Source organism: Rhodococcus sp. JS3073, from assembly GCF_026810085.1.
In the GTDB taxonomy this organism is placed as follows: Bacteria; Actinomycetota; Actinomycetes; order Mycobacteriales; family Mycobacteriaceae; genus Rhodococcus_F; species Rhodococcus_F wratislaviensis.
In genome coordinates, this window is record NZ_CP113951.1 from 5,111,944 (window position 1) to 5,137,212 (window position 25,269).

Sequence of the window (25,269 nt, forward strand, 5' to 3'; positions counted from 1 at the left end):
CTATGTTCATATATATGAACATGGCATTCGTAACTACGATGGTATGATCTGGAACACTAGGGAGTGAGCTAGGCCACGTCAACCCTGTTCCAGAAGTTGTCGCTTGCGGTCCCGGCCGCGAAGGCACGGCTCGATTGGCGTGGCCGAGTGCGCGTTTCGAAGATCGTGAGGGCGGTATGGCTATGTTCAACAGACTTCATCTGATTCGACAGGTCGATCTGTTCACGTTGCGACTGTTTCTTTCCGCGATCGAAGAGCAGCAGATCGGACTGGCCGCGATCAGGGAGAACATCGCCGCATCCACGGCAACCAAGCGCATCCAGGTCTTGGAGGACATCGCCGGCATCAAGCTTCTCGATCGTGGCCCCAAGGGGGTGGTCCCCAGCCCCGCCGGTGCGGTCCTCGAACGACACGTTCGCTCGATCTTCGGCAGCCTCGAGGAGATGCGATCAGAGATAGCGTCGTTGACCGAAGGCGTGCAGGGGGACCTGACGATCGTCTCGGCCCGATCGATCATCGTTCCGTTCCTGGCGCGAGAGCTGGGCGAGTACACCCGTGAATACCCACTCGTCGACCTGGCCGTGCGCGAGACCGAGAACGCCGAGATCGTTCAACAAGTCGCGCGCGGCGAAGCGGACCTCGGGGTATTCGCCGCCGCACACGAACTCGATCTCGACGGCGTCGACGTCACGCCCTACCGGCGAGACCGGCTGGTCGCTGTGGTGCCGCTGGGCCACCGGCTCACCGAGCAGTCGGCTGTGACGTTTCAGGAACTGCTGCCCGAAAACCTGTTCGCGGCACGCGCGATGGTCCCCGCGTTCCGGGCAGCGGCGAACCGGCTGGGCGAGCAATTCGATTCCAAGCACTCCGTACGGAGCGGAGAAGTCGCGATCAGTCTCGTACAGGCGGGAATGGGTGTCACTGTTCAGCCGGAGTGCCTGCTCAGCCACGAAATGACGAGCCGTGTGGCGGTGATGGAATTCGCCGAGCCGTGGGCGGTGCGCAGGATCCACCTCGCCACCGCACACGGGCGAGGCCCGAGCCCCGCGGCGCGCGCACTGGTCAAGCAGCTGCTCGACCGCCCGCACGACGAGTCCGACGCGTGAATTCGTCCTGAGCGAACCGGGGGTTTCCCGAGCGTGCGCGACGTGGACCGGGTGATCCGACTGATCGGTATTATGCTCCAACCATGCAGTGGCAGGTCGACCTTTTCAGCCTGAGGCTCTTTCTTTCGGCCGTCGAAGAACGTCAGATAGGGCTCGCTGCAGCGCGGGAGCATATCGCCCCGTCGACAGCCACGAAGCGAATTCAGGCTCTCGAAGCCATGTTCGGCCTCCCCCTCCTGCACCGGGCACGAACGGGCGTGGCGCCAACCGAGGCGGGTGCGGTCCTGGTCCGATACGCGCAGAAAATGCTCGCCGACTTCGACGATCTGCACTCGGAACTGACCACCCTCACCGCGCAGGTGGAGGATCGGCTGGTGGTCGCCGCGGCGCACTCGGTGATCATCGATCTCCTGGCGCCAGCGGTCCGAATGTTCATCAACGAGCGTCCGTTCGTCGAGCTGTCGCTGCGCGAGGTGGACAACAGCGAAGTGATTCGCCAGATCGAAGCCGGGGACTGCGATATCGGTGTGTTCGCCAGCGTCGGCGAACCGCAGTGCGCCGCCGCCGAGATGGAACTCCTCGGCAGCGAGCCTCTCGTAGCCGTACTGCCACGAGAACACCGTCTCGCACATCGGAGTTCCGTGAGATTCGGCGAACTTGCCACCGAGGGGCTGATCGCAACACACACGACGGTGATGATTTTCCAGGCTCACGGAGCAGAAGCCCGCGATCTCCGACATGTGGTGCGCACGGGTGAGGTGGCGCTCGGCATGGTCCGGGCAGGCCTGGGAGCCACGGTCGTCCCGCAGAGAATGGCTACCCAGGCAGCAGACTCCGAGATGCTGGTGCGGCCGCTCGACGAGAGTTGGGCGGTGCGGCGCATCAATGTCGCCACGACGACGCGGACGTTGGGTGCCCCGACGGTCGCCGCTTTCCTCGGGTGCCTGGTCAGACAGGTCCCGCAGACGTCCGCAGAGTAGATGTCCGCCGCAGCGTCGGGGAGCCATGCTCTGAGCTGCACACTTCGACGCCCGCGAAGTGACCTTGCCGAATTGCCAATTGACTGTCGTGATCAGCCGTTCGATAGTTGTGGAGGCGTAGGTCACAACAGATCGGGTCTGTGAGTTGAACCTGATCGCCGTGCGAAAGTCTCCGACGGCTGAAGGTGAATCACAGTGCGGCAAGCGAAGCCCGGGCACTTCCTCATCGTCGGTGGGTGGCAAGACGTGGCGGCGAGTGATGGTTGCACCGTCTCGTCGTCTCTCGGACGGTGTGGTCGGTCGCCTTGCCGGGCTGCCAGGCCGCGTGGCGGATAGTGCATTCGTCTTCAATCCAAGAATTGGCAGGAGTTTCCTCATGGTGTGGCAGGGCAACTACACGAGCTTGTTCATCGGTGGGGAGTGGGTCGAACCCGCCACCGATGACACTATTGGGGTCGTGTCGCCGTTTACGGAACAGGCGCTCGCTCGGATTCCCGCCGGTTCGCGGGCGGACGTCGACCGCGCGGTAGGTGCTGCGCGCGAGGCGTTCGACAGCGGTCCGTGGCCGCGCATGAGCCTGTCGGAGCGGATGGATGTGGTCCGCAGATTCGGCAAAGCGATCACCGAGAATCGTGAATCGATCGCGGCGTTGATCACGGAAGAGATGGGCTGTCCGATCACGCAGACGGTCGCATCCCAGTCCGGCGCCGCCATTGCGTTGATCGATACCAACCTCGAGCTCGTCGAGCAGTACCCGTGGCGGACCGTGCGCCGCTCGAACACCGGCAACGCGCTCGTCACCCGCGTGCCGATCGGAGTGGTCGCGGCAGTTGTCCCGTGGAACGCACCACTGTCGGTCGCGATGCTCAAGCTCGTTCCCGCCCTACTGGCGGGCTGCACTGTCATCCTGAAGCCGTCCCCCGAGGCTCCGCTGAGCTCCTACCTTCTCGCGGAAATGGTTCAGGCCGCGGGCTTCCCGGCCGGCGTGGTGAACATCGTCACCGCAGACCGGGCGGAGAGTGAATACCTCGTCACCCACCCCGGCGTGAACAAGGTGTCGTTCACCGGTTCGACTGTCGCCGGTCGACGCATAGCGTCGTTGTGTGGCAACGACCTCCGGCGCTACACACTCGAACTGGGCGGGAAGTCCGCCGCGATCGTCCTCGACGACGCCGACCTCGATGGTGCGGTGCAGTCCCTCCGGACGCAGTCGTTCCGCTATAACGGTCAGGCATGCACGAACAAGACGCGGATCATCGTGTCGCGGCGTCGTGTGAAGGACCTGACCGACCGGTTGGCGGCAATGGTCGAGGATCTCCGCGTGGGTGATCCCTTCGGCGAGTCGACGGAGATCGGCCCCCTGGTGAGTCTGCAACATCGCGAGCGCGTCGAAGGCTACATCACCGCGGGTCGGGAGGAAGGCGCAACCGTCGTCGTCGGCGGTGGCAGGACCGCCGAGTTCCAGCGCGGCATGTTCGTCGAACCGACGCTGTTCACCAACGTCACCCCCGACATGAAGATCGCGCAGGAGGAAATTTTCGGTCCGGTCGTGGGCGTGCTCGTCGTCGACGACGAAGAAGAGGCGATCGCCGTCGCGAACGACTCGGCGTACGGGCTCAGCGGTGCCGTCTACGGCGCGGATCCCGACCACGCACTCGCGGTCGCCCGCCGGATCCAGACTGGCACCGTCGAGATCAACGGGAACAGCGCCGGCTTCCACGCCCCGTTCGGTGGATTCAAACACAGCGGTATCGGCCGCGAGGCCGGCCTCGAAGGATTCGACGCGTTCGTCGAGCTGAAGTCCTACGGCATCTCCGCGGAGGTCGCCGACACCCTCGGCTGACATGGCCGTCGCCCACTCCCTTGTCCCGCAACCTCGAAAGGTTATGTCCATGACGGCAAATCGACTCTGGCCCCTGGCCGGAGCATCCATCACCCTCGACAGTGGCTTGATCACCATGGGCCACCACGGACCGCTCTCGGTCCCGATTCCGACTTTCCTCATCGAGCACGATCGCGGCCTGGTCCTCTTCGACACCGGCCTGGCCCCGGAGGCGTGGAACGACCCCCGCTCGGTGTACGGCGACCTGGTCGATGTGTTCGCCCTCGACTGCCCGCCGGAGAACACCCTGGAACTGCAGATCCAGAAGTGCGGGTTCGAGCTCTCCGACATCACTCACGTCGTCATCTCCCACTCCCACTTCGACCACACCGGAGGCATGTACCTCTTCCCGGACGCCGAGTTCTACATGTCGGAAGTGGATCTGCGCTACGCATTCTGGCCGGACCCGCCCTACCGCGGCTTCTACCGGACGCAGGATCTCGAGCTGACACGGTCGTTCAAGTGGAATCCGCTGCGTGAGGACTACGACCTGTTCGGCGACGGGAGCCTCGTCATCTACCAGACCCCGGGGCATACCCCCGGCGAGGTCAGTCTATTGGTCAAGCTCCCGTCGCGGTCGTTCCTGATCACCGGCGACTCGGTCCATCTCCGCTCCGGTCTGGAATCGGAATGCCCGTGCCCGGTGGACGTCAATGCGATTCAGACCGTGCAATCCATCCAGCGGATCAAGCAGATCAGCGCGAGCCTGCAGGCCGAGATCTGGGTGTTGCACGACCCGGACGACTGGCAACGGCTCGGCAAGGTCGAAGGCGGTTACAAGTGACGACGCCGCACCAGCCAATTCTTCGTCTCGGAGGCGTAGTAGTGAGAGAGAGTAATGAACAAGAGCAAGGATGAGTCCGGATTCGCCGGTCTCACAGCGCGACTGGCGGATCACGTCGCCCACGTGGCGAACTCGTCATTGACCGCAGAGGACGTCGAAGCGGTCCGACGGCTGTTCCTCGACAGTTTCGTCGTCTCGCTGTGGGGGAGCACTCGTCCCGCGGCCAAGCAGATCGCCGAGTGGTCGCGCAGGTTTGCGGGCACCGGAAACAGTGTCGTGCTCGGCGGTGACTGGACCACCGAGGCGTCCACCGCTGCTCTGGTCCACGGCACCGCGGGGCACAGCTACGAACTCGACGACACGCATGACGTGACGACGAGCCACCCGGGTTGCGTGATCATTCCGGCAGCGCTTGCCGTCGCCGCGGAGACGAACGCGTCGCAGTCGGAACTGTTCCGCGCAGTCGCCGCCGGCTACGAAGCCATGGCGCTGATCGGCACGACTGCCGGCGGGTTGGAGACGGTTCACCGCGGATTCCACCCCACCTCCGTATTCGGATCGTTCGGTGCTGCGGCGGCGGTGTTGAGCCTTCGGGCGTACCGGAACAAGCAGCCCGTCGATCCGGGCGTCCTCGTGACCGCCTGGGGGCATGCCCTCTCCCAAGCCAGTGGCTCGATGCAGTTCTCGGTCGAGCCGACCGGGGGCGAGGTCAAACGCGTGCACGCCGGACTGGGCGCCCGCAACGGTGTACTCGCAGCAGACTTCGCGATGCTGCCCGATGTGACGGCACCGCAACTGTCGGTCGAGGGAACCTACGGCGCCGCCGCCAGCTTCGGCGGACCACTACGCGACGTCACGCCGGACGAAAAGCTGCAGATTCACGTGATCAGCTTCAAGCCATATTCGTGCTGCCGGCTGTTCCACTCGACGATCGACGCCTTGCGGGAGGTGACCGACGACTTCAGCGCCTCCACCGACAGCATCGAGGAGGTTCTCGTCACCGGGCCCCAGCTCATCGCCGACCAGCACATGACCAAGGCCGAGTCCACGATGACGGCACAGTACAGCTGCCCGTACATCGTCGGCGCCACGCTCGCCTACGGACCCACCCGATACGACGCCTATGGCGAGGACTTCCTCGACGATGAACGCATCCTGCGGATCGCCGGCAAGGTCCGGTTCGAGGTCGATCCCGACCTCGAGGAGAAGTACTACCCACAGCACTTCGCGAGCGGCGTGCGCATGCGTTTCACCGACGGCAGCACCAGGTCGGCGACGGTGGTCGACAGCGTCGGCACGGCGCAACACCCCATGACCAAGGAGCAGATCATCGCCAAGGGCGACGGGCTCGCATCTCAGGGCAACTTTCCGACCGGGGACGAACTGGCGGCCGTGATCTGGGACGACGCCAACGGCGGCGTCGAGCTGGCCAAGGCCCTGGTTTCACGGTAGCCGGCGCCGGCACCATTCGGCGGCAGCGAGGCACGCAGCTGAGCACTGGCACCGTGTCCGGGGGCCTGCCGGAGACACAGATGTCTCCACCGAGAAACCTTGCTGTAGAACATGATTTCTTGATGCGGGCTCGGTGCTCCACCACATGGTCCTGGAAGGACTGGGTATGATCTACGCAATTTCCGTTCTCGTCCTGGCGGCGATCTTCACGGTCGCCACCGTCACGCCGGTCAACATGGGCATCCTCGCGTTCGCCGCGGCATTCATCGTGGGTGCCTGGGTTTCCGACATCCCTATCGAGGACGTCGTCGACGCCTTCCCCGCGGGAACTTTCCACATCGTCGGCGGCATCACCCTTTTGTTTGCCATCGCGAAGGCAAACGGCACCCTCGACTACATCATGGACAGATGTCTGCACCTCGTCCGCGGCAGACACTGGGCCATCGTGTGGATGTTGTTCGCACTATCCGGTCTGCTCATGTCGATGGGGGCCGTCCTGGCGGTGGGAATGCTCGCACCGATCGCGATGCCCCTTGCCGCCAGAAACCGCATCAACCCCTTCCTGATGGGCATGATGATCACTCACGGGGGGCTGGCCTGTGTATTCTCTCCGATCAATCTGTACGGCGCGCTCGTCACCGGAATCATGAAGTCTGTTGGCCTGCCGACAAATCCGGGTGTCATCTTCCTGGTGCCGTTCGTGCTGAATCTGGCGATCGGTGTGGTGCTCTTCCTGGTCTTCGGTCGTGACCTCATTCGTGGCGACGACGTAACAGCCTCGGATGGACCGATCGGCGGGATCGAGGCGGGGAGACTTTCGTCTCCCGCATCCGACGGCTCGGGTGTATCGACGGCAGTGTTGAGTCGGAGCACGACCGGCACTGTCGTCGAGACAGCACCCGCGCGTCCCCGGCTGGACCGGTACCAGGGCACGACCCTGGTCGGAATCCTCTTCCTTGCCGTAGGTTCGGTCGGGTTCGGAATCGACATCGGTGTCAGTTCAATCTGTGTGAGTGCCGCCTTGCTGCTGATGGCGCCCAAGTCGCACCCGAAGATCGTGGACAACGTGGCGTGGCCGGCGGTTGTCCTCGTCTGCGGAATGCTCACCTACATGGCGGTTCTGACTCAGAATGGAACGTTGGACTTCCTGGGCAACACTGTCTCCGACGCAGTAGCTCCACTGTTCACTGCGCTGATCCTCTGCTACGCGGTCGGCATCCTGTCGGCGTTCGCGTCGTCGACGGCGACGATCGGCATCGCGTTGCCGCTCGCGATGCCGTTGCTTCTCGGCGGTGAGGTGGGCGTCCTGGGCTTCGTCGCCGCAATCGTCTTCTCGGCGACTGTTGTCGACGTGAGTCCCTTCTCCCTGCACGGAGTCATGATTCTGGCGAATGCAGAAGTCGAGGACAAGATTCGATTCCAGCGAAAAATGCTTGCCTACTGTGGAGTCGTCGTGCTCTTCGCTCCGCTCATCGTGTGGGCGCTCGTTGTCGTGCCCACCTCTGTCTAGCTTGATTGCGCAGGTTGGTGTTGTGTGCAGTTACCCGAACCGACGAATCCAAAGAGAAGGAACGACATGAAGGAACAAGCAGGTACCCCGCAGGAGAAAATCCAGTGGGTGATCGACATCGAAGAAATCAAGATGTTGATGTCGAAGTACTGCCACGGCATCGACAAGCAGGACGAAGAGACGTTCATGAGCATCTGGTCCGACGACGCGGACTATGTACTACCCCGAGGTGAGGGCCACGGGATCGACGGAATCCGCGCACTGGTGCACAAGGTATGGGATCAGGTGCCCAAATGCCACCACCACATCACCAATCCGGTAATCGACATCGACGGTTACACCGCGACCGCGAAGACCGACGTCTTCTACTTCCGGCTCACCGACGACGGCGTCAACCAACTGCTGTCGGGTGGCTATGCGTTGGAATTCGTCCGGCGAGAGGGCGAATGGAGGACGCGCCGGATGGAGTTCAGCCCGTTCGTCTCCACCAGCCCGATCTTCGCCACGAACGCATAGGTCGCTGCGAGGCTAGCGGGGACCGGCCTCCGCACCACCGGTCAGGCACGTCCGAGCCCGCGAGCAGGGCGCCACGGTGGACAGACCTTCTCCGATCGCCCCCACCACGCCGCGTTTAGGGCAGACTCGTCAGTCGTTCGGGTTCAGCCGGGGCAGGGGAACCCGGCCCCTATGATTCCGGCCCTGACGCCCGACGTCGTCCCCGCTGTGGCAGACGGACGGGTTCGTCCCGCCGTCGACAGTGTTCTTTCGTTCGATCAGGCCAAGAAGGCCGCTGATCGACTGCGCAGCAACCAGTCCCGGGGGAAGATCGTCCTCACGTTTGTCTGGGTTGGTCAACGTCCGAGCACACCCGACGCGACCACAACGGCGGTAGGCGAATTGGCCGCCGAGCACCACGAATTCCGCGAGGGCACTCGCGGGTCGCAGTCGAGCATTGCGCGACTTCAACGTCGCCATTGTCGTCGAATTGTTTGACGCTCAGTATTTCTGTCGCTGCCCCCGGGTGGTGACCATCGTTGCACCTCCATCCCGTGGGATCACCGGCTCCGGTTCGGTCTTGATACCCGGCGCCGGACCGTCTCATCGCCGCGGGTGGAGTGTGTAGGTTTCGCCGAAAGCCTTGCCTTAATTTCTGAACGGTGTTAGAAAATTACCACGTCACCGTGTGCTGGGCCACAGTCTCGGGTTGATGTGATCGGAGCCATCCGCCTCGGATGTCTCGAAGCCGGCCAGCGGAGTGGATCGATCAGCACCCCGTTTGCGTGCCGAGTGCCTCTTCGGGAAGCAAGGAGAATCAGCGTGACCTTTGAATTCAAGCGAATCGTGACCGATCGCACCGCCGATGGAAAATCTGTCTTCGAATCGGAGGGGCCAGTCGAGCTGGAGACCGTGCTGGACATCGACTTTCTCAACATGTGGGGCACGCCCGCGGGTATCCCGCGAGTCGGTGCGGGCGACAACCCGGCACCGGAATTCGAGCCGTTCTTCCCCAAGCCCGGCGGTTCGCGATTCATGATCGTCCAATTCCCGCCTGAAGCGCCCACGGGTGATGCGGACGCGCTGGCCAGGGCCGAGGAAGAGCAGCCGGGCGGAATCGGCGGCGTGTTCGAAAGCGACGATCCCGGGATGCATGTCACCGACAGCATCGACTACGGAATCTGCCTCGAGGGTGAGCTGTACCTGGAACTCGACGACGGCGAGGAGCGGCGGATCACTCCGGGAACCTGTGTCGTCCAACGCGGCACTCGCCATGCCTGGCGCAACCGCAGCGGCAAGGTTGCGACGATGGTCTACATCTACATCGCGGCCGAGCGCACGTAGTCCTGATCACCCCGGTCCACTCACCCCGCCTTCCGGCGTCCCAGCAGTGGGGACTGTCGAAACATGAAGTACCGAAGGAAGAGTCCATGAAGAAGACGCTCGCCGCAGTTGTCGATCAGGGCAGCACCGAGTTCGAACTACGAACACTGAATGTCATGGATCCTGGCCAGGGCGAGGTCCAGATCAAGTTCGTCGCATCCGGTCTCTGCCATTCTGATTTCCACATGATCGACGGGGTCAAGGACGGTAAACCGCCTATCCTCGCCGGTCGCAAGCCGATTGTCGTCGGACACGAGGGCGCCGGCATCGTCGAGTCCGTTGGGCCCGGTGTCACGCGCGTCAAACCTGGTGATCATGTGGTGTGCAGCTTCATGCCCGCGTGCGGCGCCTGCCGGTACTGCGCCACCGGCCGCACGAGTCTGTGCGACTGGGGCGCTCATTCCATGGACGGAACCTTCCCCGACGGTGAGTTCCGATACCACGACGACGACGGCCGTGCCTACGGCAGTATCGCCATGCTTGGCACCTTCTCGCGGTACGCAACAGTGATGCAGCAGTCGGTTGTCAAGATCGACGACTGGCTTCCCCTGGAGTCGGCTGTGCTGGTGGGTTGCGGAGTCCCGACCGGGTGGGGCACGGCGACCTCGGCCGGTTCGGTACGCGTCGGCGACACTGTCGTCGTGTACGGCATCGGTGGCATCGGCATCAATGCGGTGCAGGGTGCGGCGTACGCCGGTGCCAAGTACCTGGTGGTGGTCGACCCAGTAGAGCTCAAGCGGAAGATCGCTCTCGAGTTCGGCGCGACCCACGCGTTCGCCACCCCCGAGGAGGCAGCCGAAAAGGTGAACGAACTCACGTGGGGTCAGGGAGCGGATCAAGCTCTGGTGACGGTCGGTGTGGTCCACGAGAGGGTGATTCAGGATGCCTTCGATATCGTCGGCAAGGGCGGAACCGTTGTTGTGACAGGCCTCGGTGCGCCAGAGGAACTTACGATCCACGTCTCGGGTGCGGTGTTGACCAAGTACGAGAAGACCATCAAAGGATCAATGTTCGGAACACTCAACCCTCACTACGACATCGTCAAGCTGTTGCGCCTGTATGACGCGGGCAAGCTGAAACTCGACGAATTGCGCACGAAGACGTATCGCCTCGAAGACGTCAACCAGGGTTACCAGGACATGATCGACGGCAAAATCATCCGCGGAGTGATTCTCCACGACCACTAGTGCGTTGTCGGCCCGACCCGAAATCCCATCGACTATCGGTCGCGAAGGAAACTGCAATGACGTGGCAAGGCAATTACCAGAGGCTCTACATCGGCGGCCGGTGGGTCGATCCGGCGTCCTCGGACACTCTCACGGTGATCTCGCCGTTCACCGAACGTGTCGTCGCGGAGGTGCCGTCGGGCAACGATGTCGATATGGACCGAGCGGTCGCTGCGGCGCGAGAGGCATTCGACAATGGACCGTGGCCCCACCTGCCCCTGGCCGGGCGACTGGAAGCGGTCGAGCGGCTACGTGATGCCCTCCTCGAGCGCCATGATCTGTTGGCAGACTTGATCACCGAGGAGATGGGGTGCACGATCACCCAATCGCGAGCCATGCAGGCGCCGGGAGCGACTGCGCTGCTCGACACGTTCCTGACCTTGGCCGCCGACCATCCGTGGAGCGAGGTGCGTCGCGGCGCAGTGGCTGACGCGCTGGTGACCCGAGAGCCTGTCGGTGTGGTCGCTGCCGTGGTGCCGTGGAACTCGCCGTTGGTCATCGCCGTCTTGAAACTTGCGCCTGCTCTGATCTCCGGTTGCACGGCGGTACTGAAGCCGTCACCGGAGGCGCCGCTCGATTCGTATGTGCTTGCCGAGGCGCTCGACCTGGCCGGGCTGCCGCCCGGGGTGGTGAACATCGTCCCTGCGGAGCGCAGCGCAAGCGAGTATCTGGTCAGCCACCCGAGGGTCGACAAGGTCTCCTTCACCGGGTCGACCGGGGCCGGCCGCCGCATCGCCGAGATCTGCGGCAGGGACCTGCGGCGGGTCAGTCTGGAACTCGGTGGGAAGTCGGCAGCACTGGTTCTCGACGACGCCGATCTGGATGTGGTGATCGATTCGGTTCGCGCGCTCTCGCTCCGCTACAACGGTCAGGCGTGCAACAACAAGACTCGACTCGTCGTCTCGCCGAACCGCAAGGCGGAGTTGCTCGACCGACTCACCGCGATGATCGCGGACATGCCTGTCGGCGATCCCGCCGACCCCGATACCCAAATCGGCCCGCTGGTCAGTGCACGGCAGCGCGAGCGGGTCGAGCGGTATATCGAGTCCGGTCGTCACCAAGGAGCCAAGCTCGTCGTGGGCGGTGGCCGGCCGTCGGGGCTCGACCATGGATGGTTTGTCGAGCCGACGGTCTTCAGTGACGTCGACCCCGAGATGATCATCGCGCAGGAGGAGATTTTCGGCCCGGTGCTGTCCGTGCTGACCGCGCAGGACGAGGATCAGGCGATCGCCACAGCCAACAATTCGACGTACGGTCTCAACGGTTCGGTGTTCTCCGCCGACGCCGAACACGCACTGAAGGTGGCTCGGCGTATCCGGACGGGGACAGTCGAGGTGAATGGAAAGGTAGCCGGATTCGGGGCACCGATCGGGGGCTTCAAATGCAGCGGGATCGGCCGGGAGGCCGGGCCCGAAGGATTCGACGAGTACGTGGAGCTGAAGTCCTTCGGTATCTCCACTGACCTGGCCGATTCACTCCTCACGACCAGACAGAGCGTCAACACTGGAGCGGACGTTGCCTGACAACGTTGCGGCACAACGCCGCCCCCTCGAGGGCCTCCGAGTCCTGGACCTCACCGTGGCGCTGGCAGGGCCTTACGGGACTCTGCTGTTGGCTGCGATGGGGGCCGAAGTCATCAAGATCGAATCTCCCGGAGGGAGTGATATTGCGCGCTTCAATCCCCCGTTCTCGAACTCCGATGGCGGGCTTCATTTCGGCACCGTGGGAGACGACGACATTTCTCTGTCGATATTGTCCCGAGCCCGTGGGAAGAAGTCTGTCGAACTCGACCTCAAATCTGCGGAGGGGCGCGAGATCTTCTACAAGATGACCGAACATGCCGACATCGTGTTCGAGAACTTGAGCGAGGGAGTGGTCGAACGACTGGAGGTCGACTATGACACATTGCGCGCCATCAACCCGAAATTGATCTACTGCTCGCTCAGTGGCCTGGGGCGGCCGAGCTATTACCCCGGTGTCAAGGCGATGGACATCACCGTTCAGGCATTGAGCGGAGTCATGGATACCACCGGGTGCAGTGATGGCCCGCCGATGCGATTCGGACTGCCCATATCCGACATGTTGGCCCCGCTCTACGCGGTTATCGGAGTGCAATCGGCGTTGCTGCAACGTCGGGTCACCGGCGAAGGCCAGCATGTGACAGTGTCGATGCTGGAGTGCATGAGTGCGCTCTTGCCGTTCGAGCACTCCGATGTGTTACAGCGCAACGGTTTCGAAGCGCGCTCGGGAAATCATCACAACCGTCTGGCGCCGTTCGGTATCTATCGCACGCGTGACGGCCACGTGTCGATCGCCGCAGCTTCCGATGCGTGGATGGCTGCGATCTTCGACGCGATCGGACAGCCGGAGCTCATGGACGACCCGCGATTTGCGGGCCGCGGTCCCCGCGCGGTCAACGCTGATGCATTGAACGTGATCATCGAGGACTGGACATCGCAGCACAGCACGGATGACGTGATCGCCGAGTTGGGAGCACGGCGGTCCGTTCCGTGCGTACCGGTTCGCACGGCGGTCGAGGTACTCGCGGATCAGGCGTTGTTCGACAGGGGAGTGCTGGAACCGCTCGTGCACCCGACGGCCGGCACACTCGATGCTGTCGCCGGGGGAGTGCCCATCCACATGTCCGATGCCGACGTCAGTGTGGGGCGTTCAGCGCATCTGCTCGGAGCCGATACCGATGAGGTGTTGATCGAGCTGGCCGGATTGACCGAGGACGATCTGGCCGGGCTCAGGGCGAAAAGGGTCATCTGAAGTGACCCAAGACAATTGAACTAGCGGAAGGGCTTCGATCGTGGACAGGTTGAGAGACAAGGTCGCACTGATCACCGGTGCGGCATCGGGCATGGGTGCTGCCGACGCGCACGTGTTCGCGCGGGAGGGGGCCAGCGTCGTCGTCACGGATATTCGAAAGGACCTTGCGGTGGAGGTCGCGACCCGGATCACCGATCAGGGCGGCTCGGCGATCGGCATCGAATTGGATGTCACGAAACCCGAACACTGGAATGCCGTCGTCCAGAATACAATCGACACGTACGGCAAGCTGAACATCCTGGTGAACAACGCGGGCCTCCCGGGGACTCCCAAAACCTGGGAGGAGGCGACAATCGATGACTTCAAGCGCCTGATGGAGCTGAACGTCTACGGCCAGTTCTACGGGATTAAAACCGTTCTGCCGCACCTCGAGGCCCAGGGCGGAGGATCGATCGTCAACATGTCCTCGATCGCCGGCATGATCGTGTGGCCGAATCTTCACCCAGGTTACTCGGCGTCCAAGGGCGCCAACCGATTGCTGACCAAGAGTGCCGCAGCTGATCTGGCCAAGCGCAACATCCGGGTCAACTCGGTGCACCCCGGGATCATTCACACCCCGCAGAGTGACTACCTGGTCTCGGACGAGGAGGTGCTGCCGCAGCTTCTCGCGGCGGTGCCGTTGGGGCGGGTCGGTCGGCCGGAGGAGGTCGCCGAACTCGTGCTTTTCCTCGCGAGTGACGAGTCGTCGTATATCACCGGTCAGGAATTCGTGATCGACGGTGGATACACCACGATCTGACGATGCTTCGAGGCCGCCCTCCCCCAGCGTTCGCCGGGATCCCCGACGAATGCTGGGGGAGGTACCACGCGGGTGGCTCAGCCGACGCCGATGGCCTCGGCGAGGTTGATGACACTGCGGGCCGTCTTCGCGTGGGCCAGGTCGATGTGCTGGCCCTCGAAGTCGACCGCGGCGCTGCCCCGGGCCTCCGCATCTTCGAAAGCGGCGATCATCCGCCGGTAGAAGTCGACCTTCTCCGGTGAGGGTGTGAAGACCTCGTTTGCGATCTCCACGTGCGAGGGGTGGATGAGGACGATGCCCTTGTAGCCGAGCCGGCGGTTGTCCTCGGCGAAACGCCGGAACCCGTCCAGGTCCTTCATGTCCTGCCACACGCCGCAGACCGGGTGATGCAGTCCCGCTGCGCGTGCTGCCAGAATGATGCGGCTGCGCAGATACAGGGTCTCCAGTCCCTCAGGGGTGAACTCGAACCCCAGTTCGCGTCCGACGTCGGCGTTGGGGCCGGTGGCCCCCAGCAGGCTCGACACACGAGGGCTCGCCACGGCGAGATCTTCGCAGTGCGCCATCGAGACCGCGGTCTCGAAACTGACGATCAGGCCCACCGAACCCGAATCGAGCCCCTCGCGTTTCTCGACGTGTGAGACCACGGCATCGATCTGCACGATCTCCTTGGCGTCAAAGACTTTCGGAAGAAGCAGTCCGGCCAGACCGGGCCCGAGAACCCGTTCGATGTCAGCGCCGAACAGGCCACTGTCGACGCTGTTGGTCCGAACCCAGATGTCGGCGCGGACATTCTGCGCGCGCAGGCGGTCGATCGTCTCGCGGACCGTCTGCCGTGCCTCGTCCTTGTCGGCGGCGGGGACGGAGTCCTCCAGATCGAGAATGATCGCATCGGCTCCGGCGGCGACAGCCTTCTCGGCCCACGACGGCTTGTGACCGGGTACGAAGAGCATGCTCCGGTAGGGATTCATGAAAAGTGTTCCTCTCGTGTTCAGTGTAGTCGGCACCACCGCTGCGGATGGCGGCCGAACCTCTAGGTCTGCATGACGGGAATGCTGTCGATGGGGGTGGCCGGGTCCAGTGACGACAGATCGCCCTGTTGCTGGCCGAGGTACCGGGATCAGATGGCGCGGCGCATGATCTTGCCGTTCTTGGTCTTCGGCAACGTCGGAACCACATGCAGGACCGGTGCGAAGGACCGCCCGACGTTCTGTACCGCGGTGGCGGTGAGGTGCTCGTGGTCGACCGCGTCGGCGCGGAGCACGACGAAGGCGACGACATGTTGGCCGCGCTGTGGATCGGGAGCGCCGATCGCGGCAGCCTCGGCGATGGTGCGGTCCTCCAGCAGCGCGGCCTCGATCTCCGCCGGTCCGACGCGACGGCCGGATACCTTGACGGTGTCGTCGGAGCGGCCGTGCACGCGCCACGTCCCACACTGGTGGACGCTGGCGAGGTCGCCGCGCAGCCATACGTCGTTCCAGTGCCGCCAGTACGTGTCGAGGTACCGGTCGCGGTCGCGGAAGAAGGCGTGGGTCATCCCCGGCCACGTGTTGAGGACGGTGAGTTCTCCGACCTCGCCGGTGACCGGCCGCCCGTCAGGTCGAACACCGCCACGTCCATCCCCAGCAGCGGGCCGTTGAACCCGGCCGGGTCAATGGGCAGGATCGGGTAGCTGATCAGCATGCCGCCCCCGATTTCGGTGCCGCCGCTGAAGTTGACGATCGGCCGTCGTGAGTCACCGACCTCGTGGAAGAGCCAGCGCCAGGTCGGTTCGTCCCAGGCCTCGCCGGTGGAGGCGAACGCCCGCACGCTGTCGATGCCCGCGAACTCACTGCCACCGTCCGCCATCACCGCACGGGCCGCCGTCGGCGCGATGCCCTGCAGAGTCACGTGGTTGCGGCCGGCGATGTCCCGCAACCGGTTCGCGGTCGGATAGTCGGGCACGCCTTCGGTCATCACGATGGTGGCGCCGTGTTGGAGGCCGCCGAGGATCAGAAGTGGGCCCAGTGCCCACCCCATGTCGGCGATCCAGGCGATGACGTCGTCGGAGTGGATGTCGAACCCGTAGCCGAAGTCGACGGCCGTTTGACCAGCAGTCCGGCGTGGGAGTGCACGATGCCCTTGGGTTTGCCGGTGGTCCCGGAGGTGTAGACGATCGTCAGTGGATCGTTCGACTCCGTCGGTGCCGTCCCCACCGGCGCCGGGGTCGGATCGAGTTCGTCCCAGTACACGTCGCGGCCCTTGCGCATGTCCACACCGTGCGCGAGGTGACGGACCACGACGACATGGTCGACCGCTGCACCGGAGTTCAGAGCCTCGTCGAGGGTCTGTTTGAGCGGCATCGTCTTTCCCCGGCGGGTCGTGCCGTCGGCGGTGACGACGACGGCCGCTCCCGAGTCCCGCACGCGGCGGCGAGTGCGTCGGCCCCGTATCCGGTGAAGGCCGGCACCGAGATGGCGCCGATCATCGCGCATGCCAGGAACGCGACCGTCGCTTCCGGGGTGACCGGGAGGAACAGCACCACCCGATCGCCCCGTCCGACACCGAGGGCGGTGAGGTTCGCGGCGAAGCGGCGGACCTCGGTGTCGAGTTCGGCGTAGGTCAATGACCGGTGTTGCCCTGCGTCGCCCTCGTAGACGACGGCCGGCTTGTTCGCGTGCGGTCCGTGGGCGTGCCGATGGGCGCACAGGGTCGCGGCGTTGATCCGGCCGCCGGTGAACCACCGCGGGAACGGTATTCCGGCGGTGACGTCCCGTATGGTGTCGAAGGGGGTGTCGAACGTGATGTCGAGATCGTCGACGACGGCCCGCCAGAACCAGTCGGGATCGTCGATCGATGCCCGGTGCAGGTCCTCGATTCGTGCGTAACCCCAGGTGCCCATCGCGGTGAGCAGGCGACTGCGGTCGCGGGCTGGCGCGCCCGGAATCCAGGCCGGCTCGTCACTGGCCCCGAATACTCCGAAGCCTCGCATCATCGTGTCCTTCTGCTGCCGGCGGTTCAGGCGCCGGCGACGGCAACGGTGTCGACCGCGGACCGCTTGAACATCAGGCCGGTTCGGCATGCGTCGCAGACGATCTCGTCGCGCTGGTTGATGCCGAAGTGGCGGAAGAAGACGATCCCGGCATCGTTGCGGCTCTTCGATTCCCGCTTGCCGACGATCTCGGTGCGCACGTGGATCGTGTCCCCGTGGAAGACGGGCTTGGGGAATTTGATTTCCTCGAAGCCCAGATTGCCGAGTGTGGTTCCTTGTGTGGTCTCCGGGACGGAGATACCGGAAACCAGCCCGAGGATGAACAGGCTGTTGACCAGCCGCTGTCCCCACATGGAGTTCTTGCTGTACTCGGCATCGAGATGCAGCGGCGCCAGGTTCAACGTCATCGTGCTGAACAGCAGGTTGTCGGTCTCGGTGACAGTGCGGCGGGTCGGGTGATCGATGACCGCACCGGGTTCGAACTCCTCGAAATACAGACCGGGCATGGCATGAGTCCTTTCGTCGTCGACAGATCGTCCGGCCCGGCCTCAATGACCGGGACGTCGAATTCAGTGATGGATCGGTGGTTTCGCGAATTCAACTCAGTTGGAGGTGTGGATGCGTTTGGCAGCGAGCTCGAGTGCGGTGACGGTGTCCTCGGTGAGGCGTCGGACGACGTCGCCGGCGCTGGGCAGGTCGTTGATCAGTCCGACGGCCTGCCCAGCGGCGAGGTTCATGTGGCTTTTCACCGAGTTCTTCGCCGCGGCGTCGCGGATCGGGATGGTGAGCATCCGCTGCACGGGGTAGGGCTGCATCTCGTTCTCGTGTCCGTCCCAGACGTCCGTGAATCGGTTACGGAGCTGGCGGACGTGGAGTCCGTCGAATCGGGGGGTGCGCAGCGTCGAGTTCGGTCCAGCCTCGACGACAGCTTCCTTGTAGACGTCCTGGCATCCCGCTTCGGCGGTCGCGATGAACCGGGTTCCGATCCACACGCCGTCGGCGCCGGTGACGAGGGCCCCGGCAATCTGCGATCCGGTCGCGATGCCTCCGGCAGCGACCACGGGGACGGTGGCGAAGTCGAGTACCTCGGCGAGCAGGACGAGGGTACCGACGTCACCGGAGTGACCACCGCCCTCGGTGCCCTGGATGATCACCACGTCAGTGCCGTTGTTGATCACCTTCCGGGCGGCGCGTGCGGTGCCGACGATGCTCATCACCGTCGCTCCCCGAGAGTGGCACTTCTCGACGACGTCGACGGGGGTGCCGAGGCCGCATACGATGATCTCGACTCCCTGGTCCAGGGCGATGTCGAGCTTCTCGAGGTTGTCGTCGCGGCTGATGGCCTGGTCCGGGACGTCGTCGCGGACCGCGATTCCCATCTCCTCGAGTTCGGCGCGGAGTTGCCGGATGGGCTGGGGCAGCGGGTTCGGCAGTGCGACGTCGGTTCGCGCGGAGGGCGCGTTCTCGGGGAATCCGAGGTCGAGGGCCAATGGCTTGTCGCTCAGTTCGCGGAACCGTTTGATGTTGCTGTCGACCTCTGCGACGGACATGTCGATGCCGCCGAGGCAGCCGAGCCCGCCGGCGTTCGCAGCGGCGGCGGCGAGGTCGGCGTAGGCGATCAAGCCCATGCCGGCCTGCATGATCGGCACGTCGATGTTGAGCAGGTCGCAGAGCGGGGTCCGTAGGGTGGTCACGTCATTCTCCTTGGGTGATGCTCGAAGCGGTGATACCGAGCGGGGTGTGTGAACCGATCAGCCGCTGGGCCGTCGGAACGAGTTTGAATTTCTGCACTTTGCCGGTCGGGGTCTGCGGGATCTGGCCGGAGTCCATCAGAAAGATGTGCCGGGGCACTTTGAAGCGGGAGAGTTCGGCCCGGCACACCGCACTCAGGTCCTCGACACTCACTGTCGCGTTCGGCTCCGGGACGATGAAGGCACCGACGACCTCCCCCCAGCGTTCGTCGGGGATCCCGACCACGTACGCCTGACTGACGCCGGGCCGGCCGGTGAGGAAGTCCTCGACCTCCTTGGGCATGACCAACTCTCCGCCGGTCTTGATGAGATCCTTCGTCCGCCCGGCGATGACCATCGAGCCGTCCGCCTGGAAGCGCACGAGGTCGCCGGAATGCATCCATCCATCGCGCAGCATGGCCGCGGTGTCCTCGGGCCGGTTCCAGTATCTCTTCATCGTCGTGGGGCCCCGTGCGATGAGTTCACCGACCTCTTCACGGGGAACCTCGTTGCCCGTTACGGGGTCGATCACCCGGTACTCGGCGATCACCCCGTTCATCCGGGACAGTCCTGCAGCACCGCTCGGCAAGGGGCGGCCGACGGTTGAGGTGATTGCGTCGAACGGGTCCTCGGGACGTGTCATGGTCATCGTCCCGCTCATCTCGGTCATGCCGTAGGCGGTGACGAGTTCGGCGACGCCGAGTTCGTCCCGAATCCGCTGCCACAGCCAGGTCGGAGCCACCGCCGCCGCGGACAGCATCATCCGCAACGACGAGAGGTCGAATCGGTTCCGCTCTGGGTGCTCGACAAGGGCGACGCTCATCGTGGGTACCGCGAGAACATCGGTGACGCGGTGCCGTTCGATGGCCGTGAAGTACTCGAGGGGATCGAACTTCGGTTGGGGGAGCATTGCGCCGCCGACGAAGACCGACGCGAGTACCGCCTGGCCGTAGGCGAACAGGTGGTAGCAGGGCAGCGCGAAGACGACCCGGTTTCCGTCGGGGAGCGCGCGACAGTGCAGTGAGCCGTAGGCGGCGCGGTGGAGGCCGTCGTGGCTGAGCATCACGCCCTTCGGCTGCCCGGTGGTACCCGAGGTGTAGAGAATGTCGGATGGGTCGTCGGGCCGCCGCAGACCGCCGGGTGCCGAGCCGGGGGATTCGGCGCCGATCCGTTCCAGATCTGTCAGATCGAGCGCGCCCTCGCGCCGTTCGTCCGCGCCGTCCGGCGCGAACGTGATCACGAACTCGAGGTCACCCAGCGCTGTCTTCCCGTCGCGCTCCCAGCCGGGCGCGAGGTCGTCGAGCATCGACTGGTAGTCCATGTCCCGGAACGAGGTCATCGTGATCAGCACCCGGCAGCACGACTGCGCGAGTACGTACCCGAGTTCCTGCGTGCGGTACAGGTAGTTCAGCGGCACGGCGACGGCGCCCACCCGGGCGATCGCCAGCTTGATCGGCGCGTACTCGGGATAGTTGGCCATGATCAGACCGACGTGGTCACCGGGGCGAACCCCCAAGGCTGCCAATCCGTCCGCAAAGCGGCGCGCACGGCTTTGGACATCGGCGTAGGTGAAGACCCGGTCCCCACTGATCACGTAGGGACGCGACGCGTACTTTGCGACGGCATGATCGAACTGCTCGTCGAAGGTCCGCGGTTGCCACGGCGCGAACGCTCGTTCGAGCGCCGCCCGCCGCTCGTCCGGTGTTGCGACAGTGGGAACGCTCATCGTGCGCCGTCCACGGCACCGGCCGACACTTCGACCTTGCGCCGGATCGTCGACCGCTCACCAGTGCTGCCCCGGTTCACACCGACGAGACCGCGCAATGCCGGGTTGTTGTTGACCATGTCGCCCAGTTGCGGTCCTGCAGCGACCATTCCACCGTCGACAGTGATGTTCTCGCCGGTGATGAAGCGAGCGTCGTCGCTGGCCAGGAACGAGACGACACCGGCGACGAAATCTGGCTCACCGGCGTAGGGGAGAGGTTGGACCGTCCCGAGGACCGGAGCCAGGTCCTTTTCATCGAGGCCGATCAGCGGTGTCTGGATGATCCCCGGGGACACCGCGTTGATCCGGATCCGATCGGCCGCGAACTCGACCGAGGCTACCCGTGTCAGATGGAGAACCGCGGCCTTGGCAACCGAGTAGGGCTGGACCCCCAGCCCACCGGCGTGCGCGGCCACCGACCCGAAGTTGACGATGGACCCGCCGGTCCCCTGCGCCCGCATGACCCGGCCCGCATGCTTGATGCCGAGGAAGACGCTGCGCAGCAGGACATCGAACGTGTAATCCCAGTCCTCGACGTCGATATCGGTGAGCGGGCCGAACGCTCCGCCGACACCGGCCGCGTTCACAAGGGCATCGAAGCGACCGAACGTCTCGACGGTCTTCGCCACGGCCTCCTCGAAGTCGGTTTCCGCGCTGACATCGGTGCGCACGAACGTCACGCGGTCGCCCGCGCCCTGCTCCGCGATCTCCGCGATCGCCTTCTCTGCCACGTCCTGATTGAGGTCGGCGATGACGACGCTGAATCCACGGTCGAGGAACCGAGCCACCGTGGCTCGTCCCATTCCGCTCGCTCCGCCGGTCACCAGTGCCACTTGATCAGCCATGTCTTGTCCTTTCGTATTGCCTGCGAGAGCATCGGGTGCTGCTCGCGGCTTCTCGTCTGTACTGTCAGCCCATCAGGATCTGTTTGGTTTCGGTGAACTCCAGGATTCCTTCGGGCCCGCATTCTCGGCCCCATCCGGAACGCTTCACGCCGCCGAACGGTGCAGCCATCGTCGGCCCAAAAGTGTTGAGAGCAACCGATCCTGCCCGGATTCGGCGCGCGACGGCGAGGCCGTGCTCGCGGTCTCGCGTGTACACGCTCGCCGCCAGGCCGTAGTCCGTCCCGTTCGCGATTCGGACCGCGTCATCGACGTCCGTGTAGGGCTGGACGACGGTGACTGGTCCGAATACCTCTTCCTGGACCACGGAGTCGTTCTCCCCTGCCCCCACAAGCAGTGTCGGCTCGTAGAACCAGCCTGTTTCGAAGCCCTCGGGCCGGCGGCCACCACACGCCACCTCCGCACCCTCCTGCAGTGCCGTTGCCACGAAACCCGTTGTGCGGTCGTAGGCCGCCCGGTTGGCGAGCGGACCGTGATCGGTGTCGGGGGAGCGGGGGTCGCCGATCCGCAAGGCGCGGTACGCGCCGGCGAGTGCATCGACGACCTCGTCGTGCCGCGACACCGGAACGAGGATCCGCGACAACGTCGCACACACCTGCCCCGAACCACTCATCGCTCCCGCAACCAGGGATCGCATCGCCTGATCGAGGTCGACATCCTCGAGCAGTACGGCGGGAGACTTGCCGCCGAGCTCGAAGACGGTGCGCGGCAGACGTTCCGCACTCTGACACAGGATGTCCGACGCCGCCCGCGGTCCCCCGGTGAAGGAGATCAGCTCGATCCTCGGGTCCCGCACCAGATGCCGCGAGACCTCGGTGTCGGCGGCCAGGATGCTGAACACGCCCGGCGGAAAGCCGGCATCGAGCGCACACTCCGACACGATCCGCATTATCAGCGCGGACTCCGGTGCCGCTTTGACGATAACCGCGGTGCCGGCCAGCAGTGCCGGGATAACCTTCGAACCGATGGTCGCCAGCGGACCGTTGTAGGGGAGCACCGCGAGAACGGGGCCGACCGGCCCGTGCTCGATCCGCACCTGTCCGACCGATGTCTGCCGCACTTCCGGAGCCAGGGCCTGCTCGACGGATTCGAGCGCGGTACGCCACGCGGCCTTCGCCGCGAAGCGGTGCAGGGTGCGGCTCCAGCGCACAGCAATGCCGGCCTCCACCGCCCAGACCTCACCGATCTCGTCGAGACGCTCCTCGACTCGCGAGCAGAAGCGGGCGCACACCTCTTTGCGCCGCGCAATCGACCACCGGGGCCAGTCGCCGCGACAAGCCTCCGCCGCCGCGGCAGTCGCTGCGTCGGCATCCTCGACCGACGGCATCGCGACCTCTGCCACGGTCGACTCGGTCACAGGCGACACGATTTTCGACACCTCACCCCCGATCGACGGGCGCCACTCCCCACCGATCAGGAGGGCGTCCGGCCTCGGTACACGCAGATCGCCGGCAACGACGACCTCGGGTCGGCCACAACTGTTGACTGTACTCACTCGACGGCACTCCTCTGGCGTTCAATTGCCTGTGCTTCGACCGGTTCGATGCGCATTTCTCTCGACCTCGGTCAGAGCAGCGATCGGACGAATGTCTGCTGACCGGAGGTGGAACCTCGGGGCCCGGGCCCGCCATGTAGCGGGAATCGAAGAGCAGATCAATTTTTCCCGGCATCGATAACTGGACTGGACCTCCCATGACTGCGGGAGCAGCTCCGAACTTCTAACAGCGGTTAGGATCTATAGTCTAACCGCTCTTAGATTTCTGATCAACCCTCAGGTGAGGTGATTCATGGCCGCCCGGGGCGAAGAGTGGCGGGGGACCCGATTGCGTGGCCAGGTCCGGCGCGGCACGGACATCGTCCGCGGTCACGTCGCCGGCAGATCGAACTACCGCGGTCGTCGCGCAGTCCAATCCGCGCTCGGTCCGACCGTCGCACGAGTGGTGAGTACCGTCATGGGCTACCGGTGGCACGAGATCAGCGAACTGGTGCCCGTGAACGTGACGGTTGCCGGCGCAAGTGGAATTCCAGCGTCGCCGGGCGTCCCCGAATACGTTGTGGTGGAGGGTAAAGGAGCTCCTCCTACGGCCTACTTGCGTCGATGACGGTCTCCCTGACCGACTCCATCGAAGATCAGGGTCTGCATCAGGTCCGACAGATCGCGAGGGGAACGCCGGGTCTTGAGCGGCCACTCGGCGACCCGCTCGAGCGAATTGATGATGAACAGACGCAGGATCAACGGATCGATATCGTCCCGGACATCTCCGGCCGCGATCGCCGCATCGATCAATTCCTCCCAGAAGCGTCCGAACGCCCGGCGCATGGGCCGCAGACGTTCCTGTATCTCCGGCGGGAGTTGCTGGTAGGTCCGTACGTGCGCAGGTGACATGTCGCCGAGTTCGAGCGTCGCTTCCAGGAATCCGCTGACTGCGGTCGAGAGGCGTTCTCCCGGCGTCGCTGTCTCGGGCAGCTGTTCGACAGCCACCCGCACATGGGTGTGCGTGAACTGCACACCGTAGCGCAGGACCTCCTCGACCAGGTTCTCCTTGGACTCGAAGTAGTAGTAGAGGCTCCCCGCCTGCAGCCCCGCCTCGGTGGCGATGTCCGAGAGTCGGGTACCCGCATAGCCCTGCTCCACCAGCACCCGGGCAGCTGCCTCTATCACGCGCCGCCGCGTCGCCGCCGACTTCGAGAGCCTCGAAGTGCGCGCCGATCCGTTCGTGTTGGTCTGAGTCATAGTCCTCTGCGCCCGTCTGCCTAGGGTTCCGGATTCGTGCTGCATCTGCCACATCGCCCCACACGACCCGCCGTCGAGCCGCGCAGCTGAATTCTAATCACCAACAGAATACCCCCGCTGGTGGAGTTTGCTGCCGTAGACGTCCGATCGGTGAGGAATCAGCCCTTGCGGCGAGTGTGAGCTATGTTATAGTTTTTTTCGAGCAGCGGTTAGATTACTCCAACGTATCCGTACCCAGCCGGACATGCCTCAGAGGCCAAGTTCGCTGCAAGGACGCTGAGATGGAATTTCGATAGATGATTAGATCCCCAGTCCGAGTCCCACAGTGAGTGCACCCCGTCGAGATCGGGGCGGCCCCGGCGAACGCTCGTGAACCGTCACAACACATGGCCACGAATCGGCCTCCGGATTCCAGTCCGGATCTGGCCGAAATTCGGCACAAGACAGCAAAGGAGCAACAGATGACGATCGCGCATCCGCGTCCGAGTGAGCCGACACTGTCGGTGCAGCGAGCGCCCGTTGACGGAAACTGCCCGCAATGCGGAGCCAGCGCGCTGCAGGCGTACCCGCTTCTCTCCGAGGGAGGTTGGTTCGACGTCGTCAAGTGCGCGCACTGCCTGCATTCGGTCGCCCGGAACCCCGGGCCGAAACTGGGACCGATCGAACTGCTGGCAGATCGGATCTGAACCGGAATCGAGTTCGGACAGCGAGAGCGTCAATCTCCTCGACTACCACCAAAGGCTGCCCTGCGTCATGCAGACCGTGTTCCCACGGTTGACGA

Annotated in this window: 23 protein-coding genes and 1 pseudogene; 14 read left to right on the top strand and 10 right to left on the bottom strand. The window is 64.4% G+C overall.

Going from position 1 to position 25,269, the window contains the following annotated elements; genetic code table 11:
• Positions 1–176: 176 nt before the first annotated feature.
• The 13 genes from OYT95_RS23070 to OYT95_RS23125 all read left to right on the top strand — a co-directional run bounded on the left by OYT95_RS23070 (position 177) and on the right by OYT95_RS23125 (position 14,389).
• Positions 177–1,106, top strand: coding sequence for a LysR family transcriptional regulator (locus OYT95_RS23070; protein ID WP_128640974.1), 930 nt, complete (start codon positions 177–179; stop codon positions 1,104–1,106).
• 83 nt (positions 1,107–1,189) lie between these two features.
• Positions 1,190–2,086 (top strand): LysR family transcriptional regulator, encoded by an 897-nt coding sequence (locus OYT95_RS23075; protein ID WP_128640975.1) that lies wholly within the window; start codon positions 1,190–1,192, stop codon positions 2,084–2,086.
• Positions 2,087–2,462: 376 nt separating this feature from the next.
• Positions 2,463–3,929 (top strand): aldehyde dehydrogenase, encoded by a 1,467-nt coding sequence (locus OYT95_RS23080; RefSeq protein WP_200887779.1) that lies wholly within the window; start codon positions 2,463–2,465, stop codon positions 3,927–3,929.
• A gap of 49 nt (positions 3,930–3,978) precedes the next feature.
• Positions 3,979–4,752, top strand: a complete 774-nt coding sequence (locus OYT95_RS23085; protein ID WP_235214626.1) for an N-acyl homoserine lactonase family protein — start codon at positions 3,979–3,981, stop codon at positions 4,750–4,752.
• Between the two features lie 54 nt (positions 4,753–4,806).
• Positions 4,807–6,204, top strand: a complete 1,398-nt coding sequence (locus OYT95_RS23090; RefSeq protein ID WP_268789200.1) for an MmgE/PrpD family protein — start codon at positions 4,807–4,809, stop codon at positions 6,202–6,204.
• A gap of 166 nt (positions 6,205–6,370) precedes the next feature.
• A complete protein-coding gene (locus tag OYT95_RS23095; protein WP_268789201.1) occupies positions 6,371–7,714 on the top strand; it encodes an SLC13 family permease in 1,344 nt (447 codons plus the stop codon).
• A gap of 66 nt (positions 7,715–7,780) precedes the next feature.
• Positions 7,781–8,230 (top strand): nuclear transport factor 2 family protein, encoded by a 450-nt coding sequence (locus tag OYT95_RS23100; RefSeq protein WP_128640979.1) that lies wholly within the window; start codon positions 7,781–7,783, stop codon positions 8,228–8,230.
• A 171-nt stretch (positions 8,231–8,401) separates the two neighbouring features.
• On the top strand, positions 8,402–8,707 hold the full coding sequence (locus OYT95_RS44705) for a zinc-binding dehydrogenase (RefSeq protein WP_442972521.1): 306 nt from the start codon (positions 8,402–8,404) through the stop codon (positions 8,705–8,707).
• Positions 8,708–9,031: 324 nt separating this feature from the next.
• On the top strand, positions 9,032–9,553 hold the full coding sequence (locus tag OYT95_RS23105) for a cupin domain-containing protein (protein WP_128970075.1): 522 nt from the start codon (positions 9,032–9,034) through the stop codon (positions 9,551–9,553).
• An 86-nt stretch (positions 9,554–9,639) separates the two neighbouring features.
• Positions 9,640–10,779, top strand: a complete 1,140-nt coding sequence (locus tag OYT95_RS23110; RefSeq protein ID WP_128640980.1) for an NDMA-dependent alcohol dehydrogenase — start codon at positions 9,640–9,642, stop codon at positions 10,777–10,779.
• A 56-nt stretch (positions 10,780–10,835) separates the two neighbouring features.
• Positions 10,836–12,341, top strand: coding sequence for an aldehyde dehydrogenase (locus OYT95_RS23115; RefSeq protein ID WP_268789202.1), 1,506 nt, complete (start codon positions 10,836–10,838; stop codon positions 12,339–12,341).
• Complete coding sequence (locus tag OYT95_RS23120) at positions 12,334–13,590, top strand: CaiB/BaiF CoA transferase family protein (protein ID WP_128640982.1); 1,257 nt, start codon at positions 12,334–12,336, stop codon at positions 13,588–13,590. The genes OYT95_RS23115 and OYT95_RS23120 overlap by 8 nt, the downstream gene beginning before the upstream one ends.
• Before the next feature lie 40 nt (positions 13,591–13,630).
• On the top strand, positions 13,631–14,389 hold the full coding sequence (locus OYT95_RS23125; RefSeq protein ID WP_128640983.1) for an SDR family NAD(P)-dependent oxidoreductase: 759 nt from the start codon (positions 13,631–13,633) through the stop codon (positions 14,387–14,389).
• A gap of 77 nt (positions 14,390–14,466) precedes the next feature.
• Here the strand turns inward: OYT95_RS23125 and OYT95_RS23130 are convergent, their stop codons facing one another.
• The 10 genes and pseudogenes from OYT95_RS23130 to OYT95_RS23180 all read right to left on the bottom strand — a co-directional run bounded on the left by OYT95_RS23130 (position 14,467) and on the right by OYT95_RS23180 (position 24,416).
• The gene (locus OYT95_RS23130; RefSeq protein ID WP_268789203.1) at positions 14,467–15,357 is read right to left on the bottom strand and encodes an HpcH/HpaI aldolase/citrate lyase family protein; all 891 of its coding nucleotides are present in this window, start codon (positions 15,355–15,357) and stop codon (positions 14,467–14,469) included.
• A 149-nt stretch (positions 15,358–15,506) separates the two neighbouring features.
• Positions 15,507–15,923, bottom strand: coding sequence for an AMP-binding enzyme (locus OYT95_RS23135; RefSeq protein WP_268789204.1), 417 nt, complete (start codon positions 15,921–15,923; stop codon positions 15,507–15,509).
• A complete protein-coding gene (locus tag OYT95_RS23140) occupies positions 15,920–16,405 on the bottom strand; it encodes an AMP-binding protein (RefSeq protein ID WP_268748103.1) in 486 nt (161 codons plus the stop codon). Before OYT95_RS23140 ends, OYT95_RS23135 begins: the two co-directional genes overlap by 4 nt.
• A pseudogene (locus OYT95_RS44710) lies at positions 16,378–17,447 on the bottom strand (AMP-binding protein). Before OYT95_RS44710 ends, OYT95_RS23140 begins: the two are co-directional and overlap by 28 nt.
• Entirely contained in the window at positions 17,384–17,863 is a 480-nt protein-coding gene (locus tag OYT95_RS23155) for a MaoC family dehydratase (RefSeq protein ID WP_128640984.1), read from the bottom strand. The pseudogene OYT95_RS44710 and the gene OYT95_RS23155 overlap by 64 nt, the downstream one beginning before the upstream one ends.
• Positions 17,864–17,959: 96 nt before the next feature.
• Positions 17,960–19,051, bottom strand: coding sequence for an NAD(P)H-dependent flavin oxidoreductase (locus OYT95_RS23160; RefSeq protein WP_128640985.1), 1,092 nt, complete (start codon positions 19,049–19,051; stop codon positions 17,960–17,962).
• Position 19,052: 1 nt separating this feature from the next.
• A complete protein-coding gene (locus OYT95_RS23165) occupies positions 19,053–20,813 on the bottom strand; it encodes a class I adenylate-forming enzyme family protein (protein WP_268789207.1) in 1,761 nt (586 codons plus the stop codon).
• Positions 20,810–21,697, bottom strand: coding sequence for an SDR family NAD(P)-dependent oxidoreductase (locus tag OYT95_RS23170; RefSeq protein WP_128640987.1), 888 nt, complete (start codon positions 21,695–21,697; stop codon positions 20,810–20,812). Before OYT95_RS23170 ends, OYT95_RS23165 begins: the two co-directional genes overlap by 4 nt.
• A gap of 64 nt (positions 21,698–21,761) precedes the next feature.
• Positions 21,762–23,249, bottom strand: a complete 1,488-nt coding sequence (locus tag OYT95_RS23175; protein WP_128640988.1) for an aldehyde dehydrogenase family protein — start codon at positions 23,247–23,249, stop codon at positions 21,762–21,764.
• Between the two features lie 591 nt (positions 23,250–23,840).
• Complete coding sequence (locus OYT95_RS23180; RefSeq protein ID WP_158461308.1) at positions 23,841–24,416, bottom strand: TetR/AcrR family transcriptional regulator; 576 nt, start codon at positions 24,414–24,416, stop codon at positions 23,841–23,843.
• Positions 24,417–24,949: 533 nt separating this feature from the next.
• On the opposite strand from OYT95_RS23180, the gene OYT95_RS23185 reads away from it, so the two are divergent.
• Positions 24,950–25,174, top strand: a complete 225-nt coding sequence (locus OYT95_RS23185; RefSeq protein ID WP_128970076.1) for a hypothetical protein — start codon at positions 24,950–24,952, stop codon at positions 25,172–25,174.
• Positions 25,175–25,269: the final 95 nt, after the last annotated feature.

Bases quoted from the DNA above. Each gene is read 5' to 3' on its own strand.
- OYT95_RS23070 (WP_128640974.1), top strand. From the start codon at position 177: ATGGCTATGTTCAACAGACTTCATCTGATTCGACAGGTCGATCTGTTC.
- OYT95_RS23075 (WP_128640975.1), top strand. From the start codon at position 1,190: ATGCAGTGGCAGGTCGACCTTTTCAGCCTGAGGCTCTTTCTTTCGGCC.
- OYT95_RS23080 (WP_200887779.1), top strand. From the start codon at position 2,463: ATGGTGTGGCAGGGCAACTACACGAGCTTGTTCATCGGTGGGGAGTGG.
- OYT95_RS23085 (WP_235214626.1), top strand. From the start codon at position 3,979: ATGACGGCAAATCGACTCTGGCCCCTGGCCGGAGCATCCATCACCCTC.
- OYT95_RS23090 (WP_268789200.1), top strand. From the start codon at position 4,807: ATGAACAAGAGCAAGGATGAGTCCGGATTCGCCGGTCTCACAGCGCGA.
- OYT95_RS23095 (WP_268789201.1), top strand. From the start codon at position 6,371: ATGATCTACGCAATTTCCGTTCTCGTCCTGGCGGCGATCTTCACGGTC.
- OYT95_RS23100 (WP_128640979.1), top strand. From the start codon at position 7,781: ATGAAGGAACAAGCAGGTACCCCGCAGGAGAAAATCCAGTGGGTGATC.
- OYT95_RS44705 (WP_442972521.1), top strand. From the start codon at position 8,402: ATGATTCCGGCCCTGACGCCCGACGTCGTCCCCGCTGTGGCAGACGGA.
- OYT95_RS23110 (WP_128640980.1), top strand. From the start codon at position 9,640: ATGAAGAAGACGCTCGCCGCAGTTGTCGATCAGGGCAGCACCGAGTTC.
- OYT95_RS23115 (WP_268789202.1), top strand. From the start codon at position 10,836: ATGACGTGGCAAGGCAATTACCAGAGGCTCTACATCGGCGGCCGGTGG.
- OYT95_RS23130 (WP_268789203.1), bottom strand. From the start codon at position 15,357: ATGAATCCCTACCGGAGCATGCTCTTCGTACCCGGTCACAAGCCGTCG.
- OYT95_RS23135 (WP_268789204.1), bottom strand. From the start codon at position 15,923: ATGACCCACGCCTTCTTCCGCGACCGCGACCGGTACCTCGACACGTAC.
- OYT95_RS23140 (WP_268748103.1), bottom strand. From the start codon at position 16,405: ATGGGGTGGGCACTGGGCCCACTTCTGATCCTCGGCGGCCTCCAACAC.
- OYT95_RS23155 (WP_128640984.1), bottom strand. From the start codon at position 17,863: ATGCCCGGTCTGTATTTCGAGGAGTTCGAACCCGGTGCGGTCATCGAT.
- OYT95_RS23165 (WP_268789207.1), bottom strand. From the start codon at position 20,813: ATGAGCGTTCCCACTGTCGCAACACCGGACGAGCGGCGGGCGGCGCTC.
- OYT95_RS23170 (WP_128640987.1), bottom strand. From the start codon at position 21,697: ATGGCTGATCAAGTGGCACTGGTGACCGGCGGAGCGAGCGGAATGGGA.
- OYT95_RS23185 (WP_128970076.1), top strand. From the start codon at position 24,950: ATGACGATCGCGCATCCGCGTCCGAGTGAGCCGACACTGTCGGTGCAG.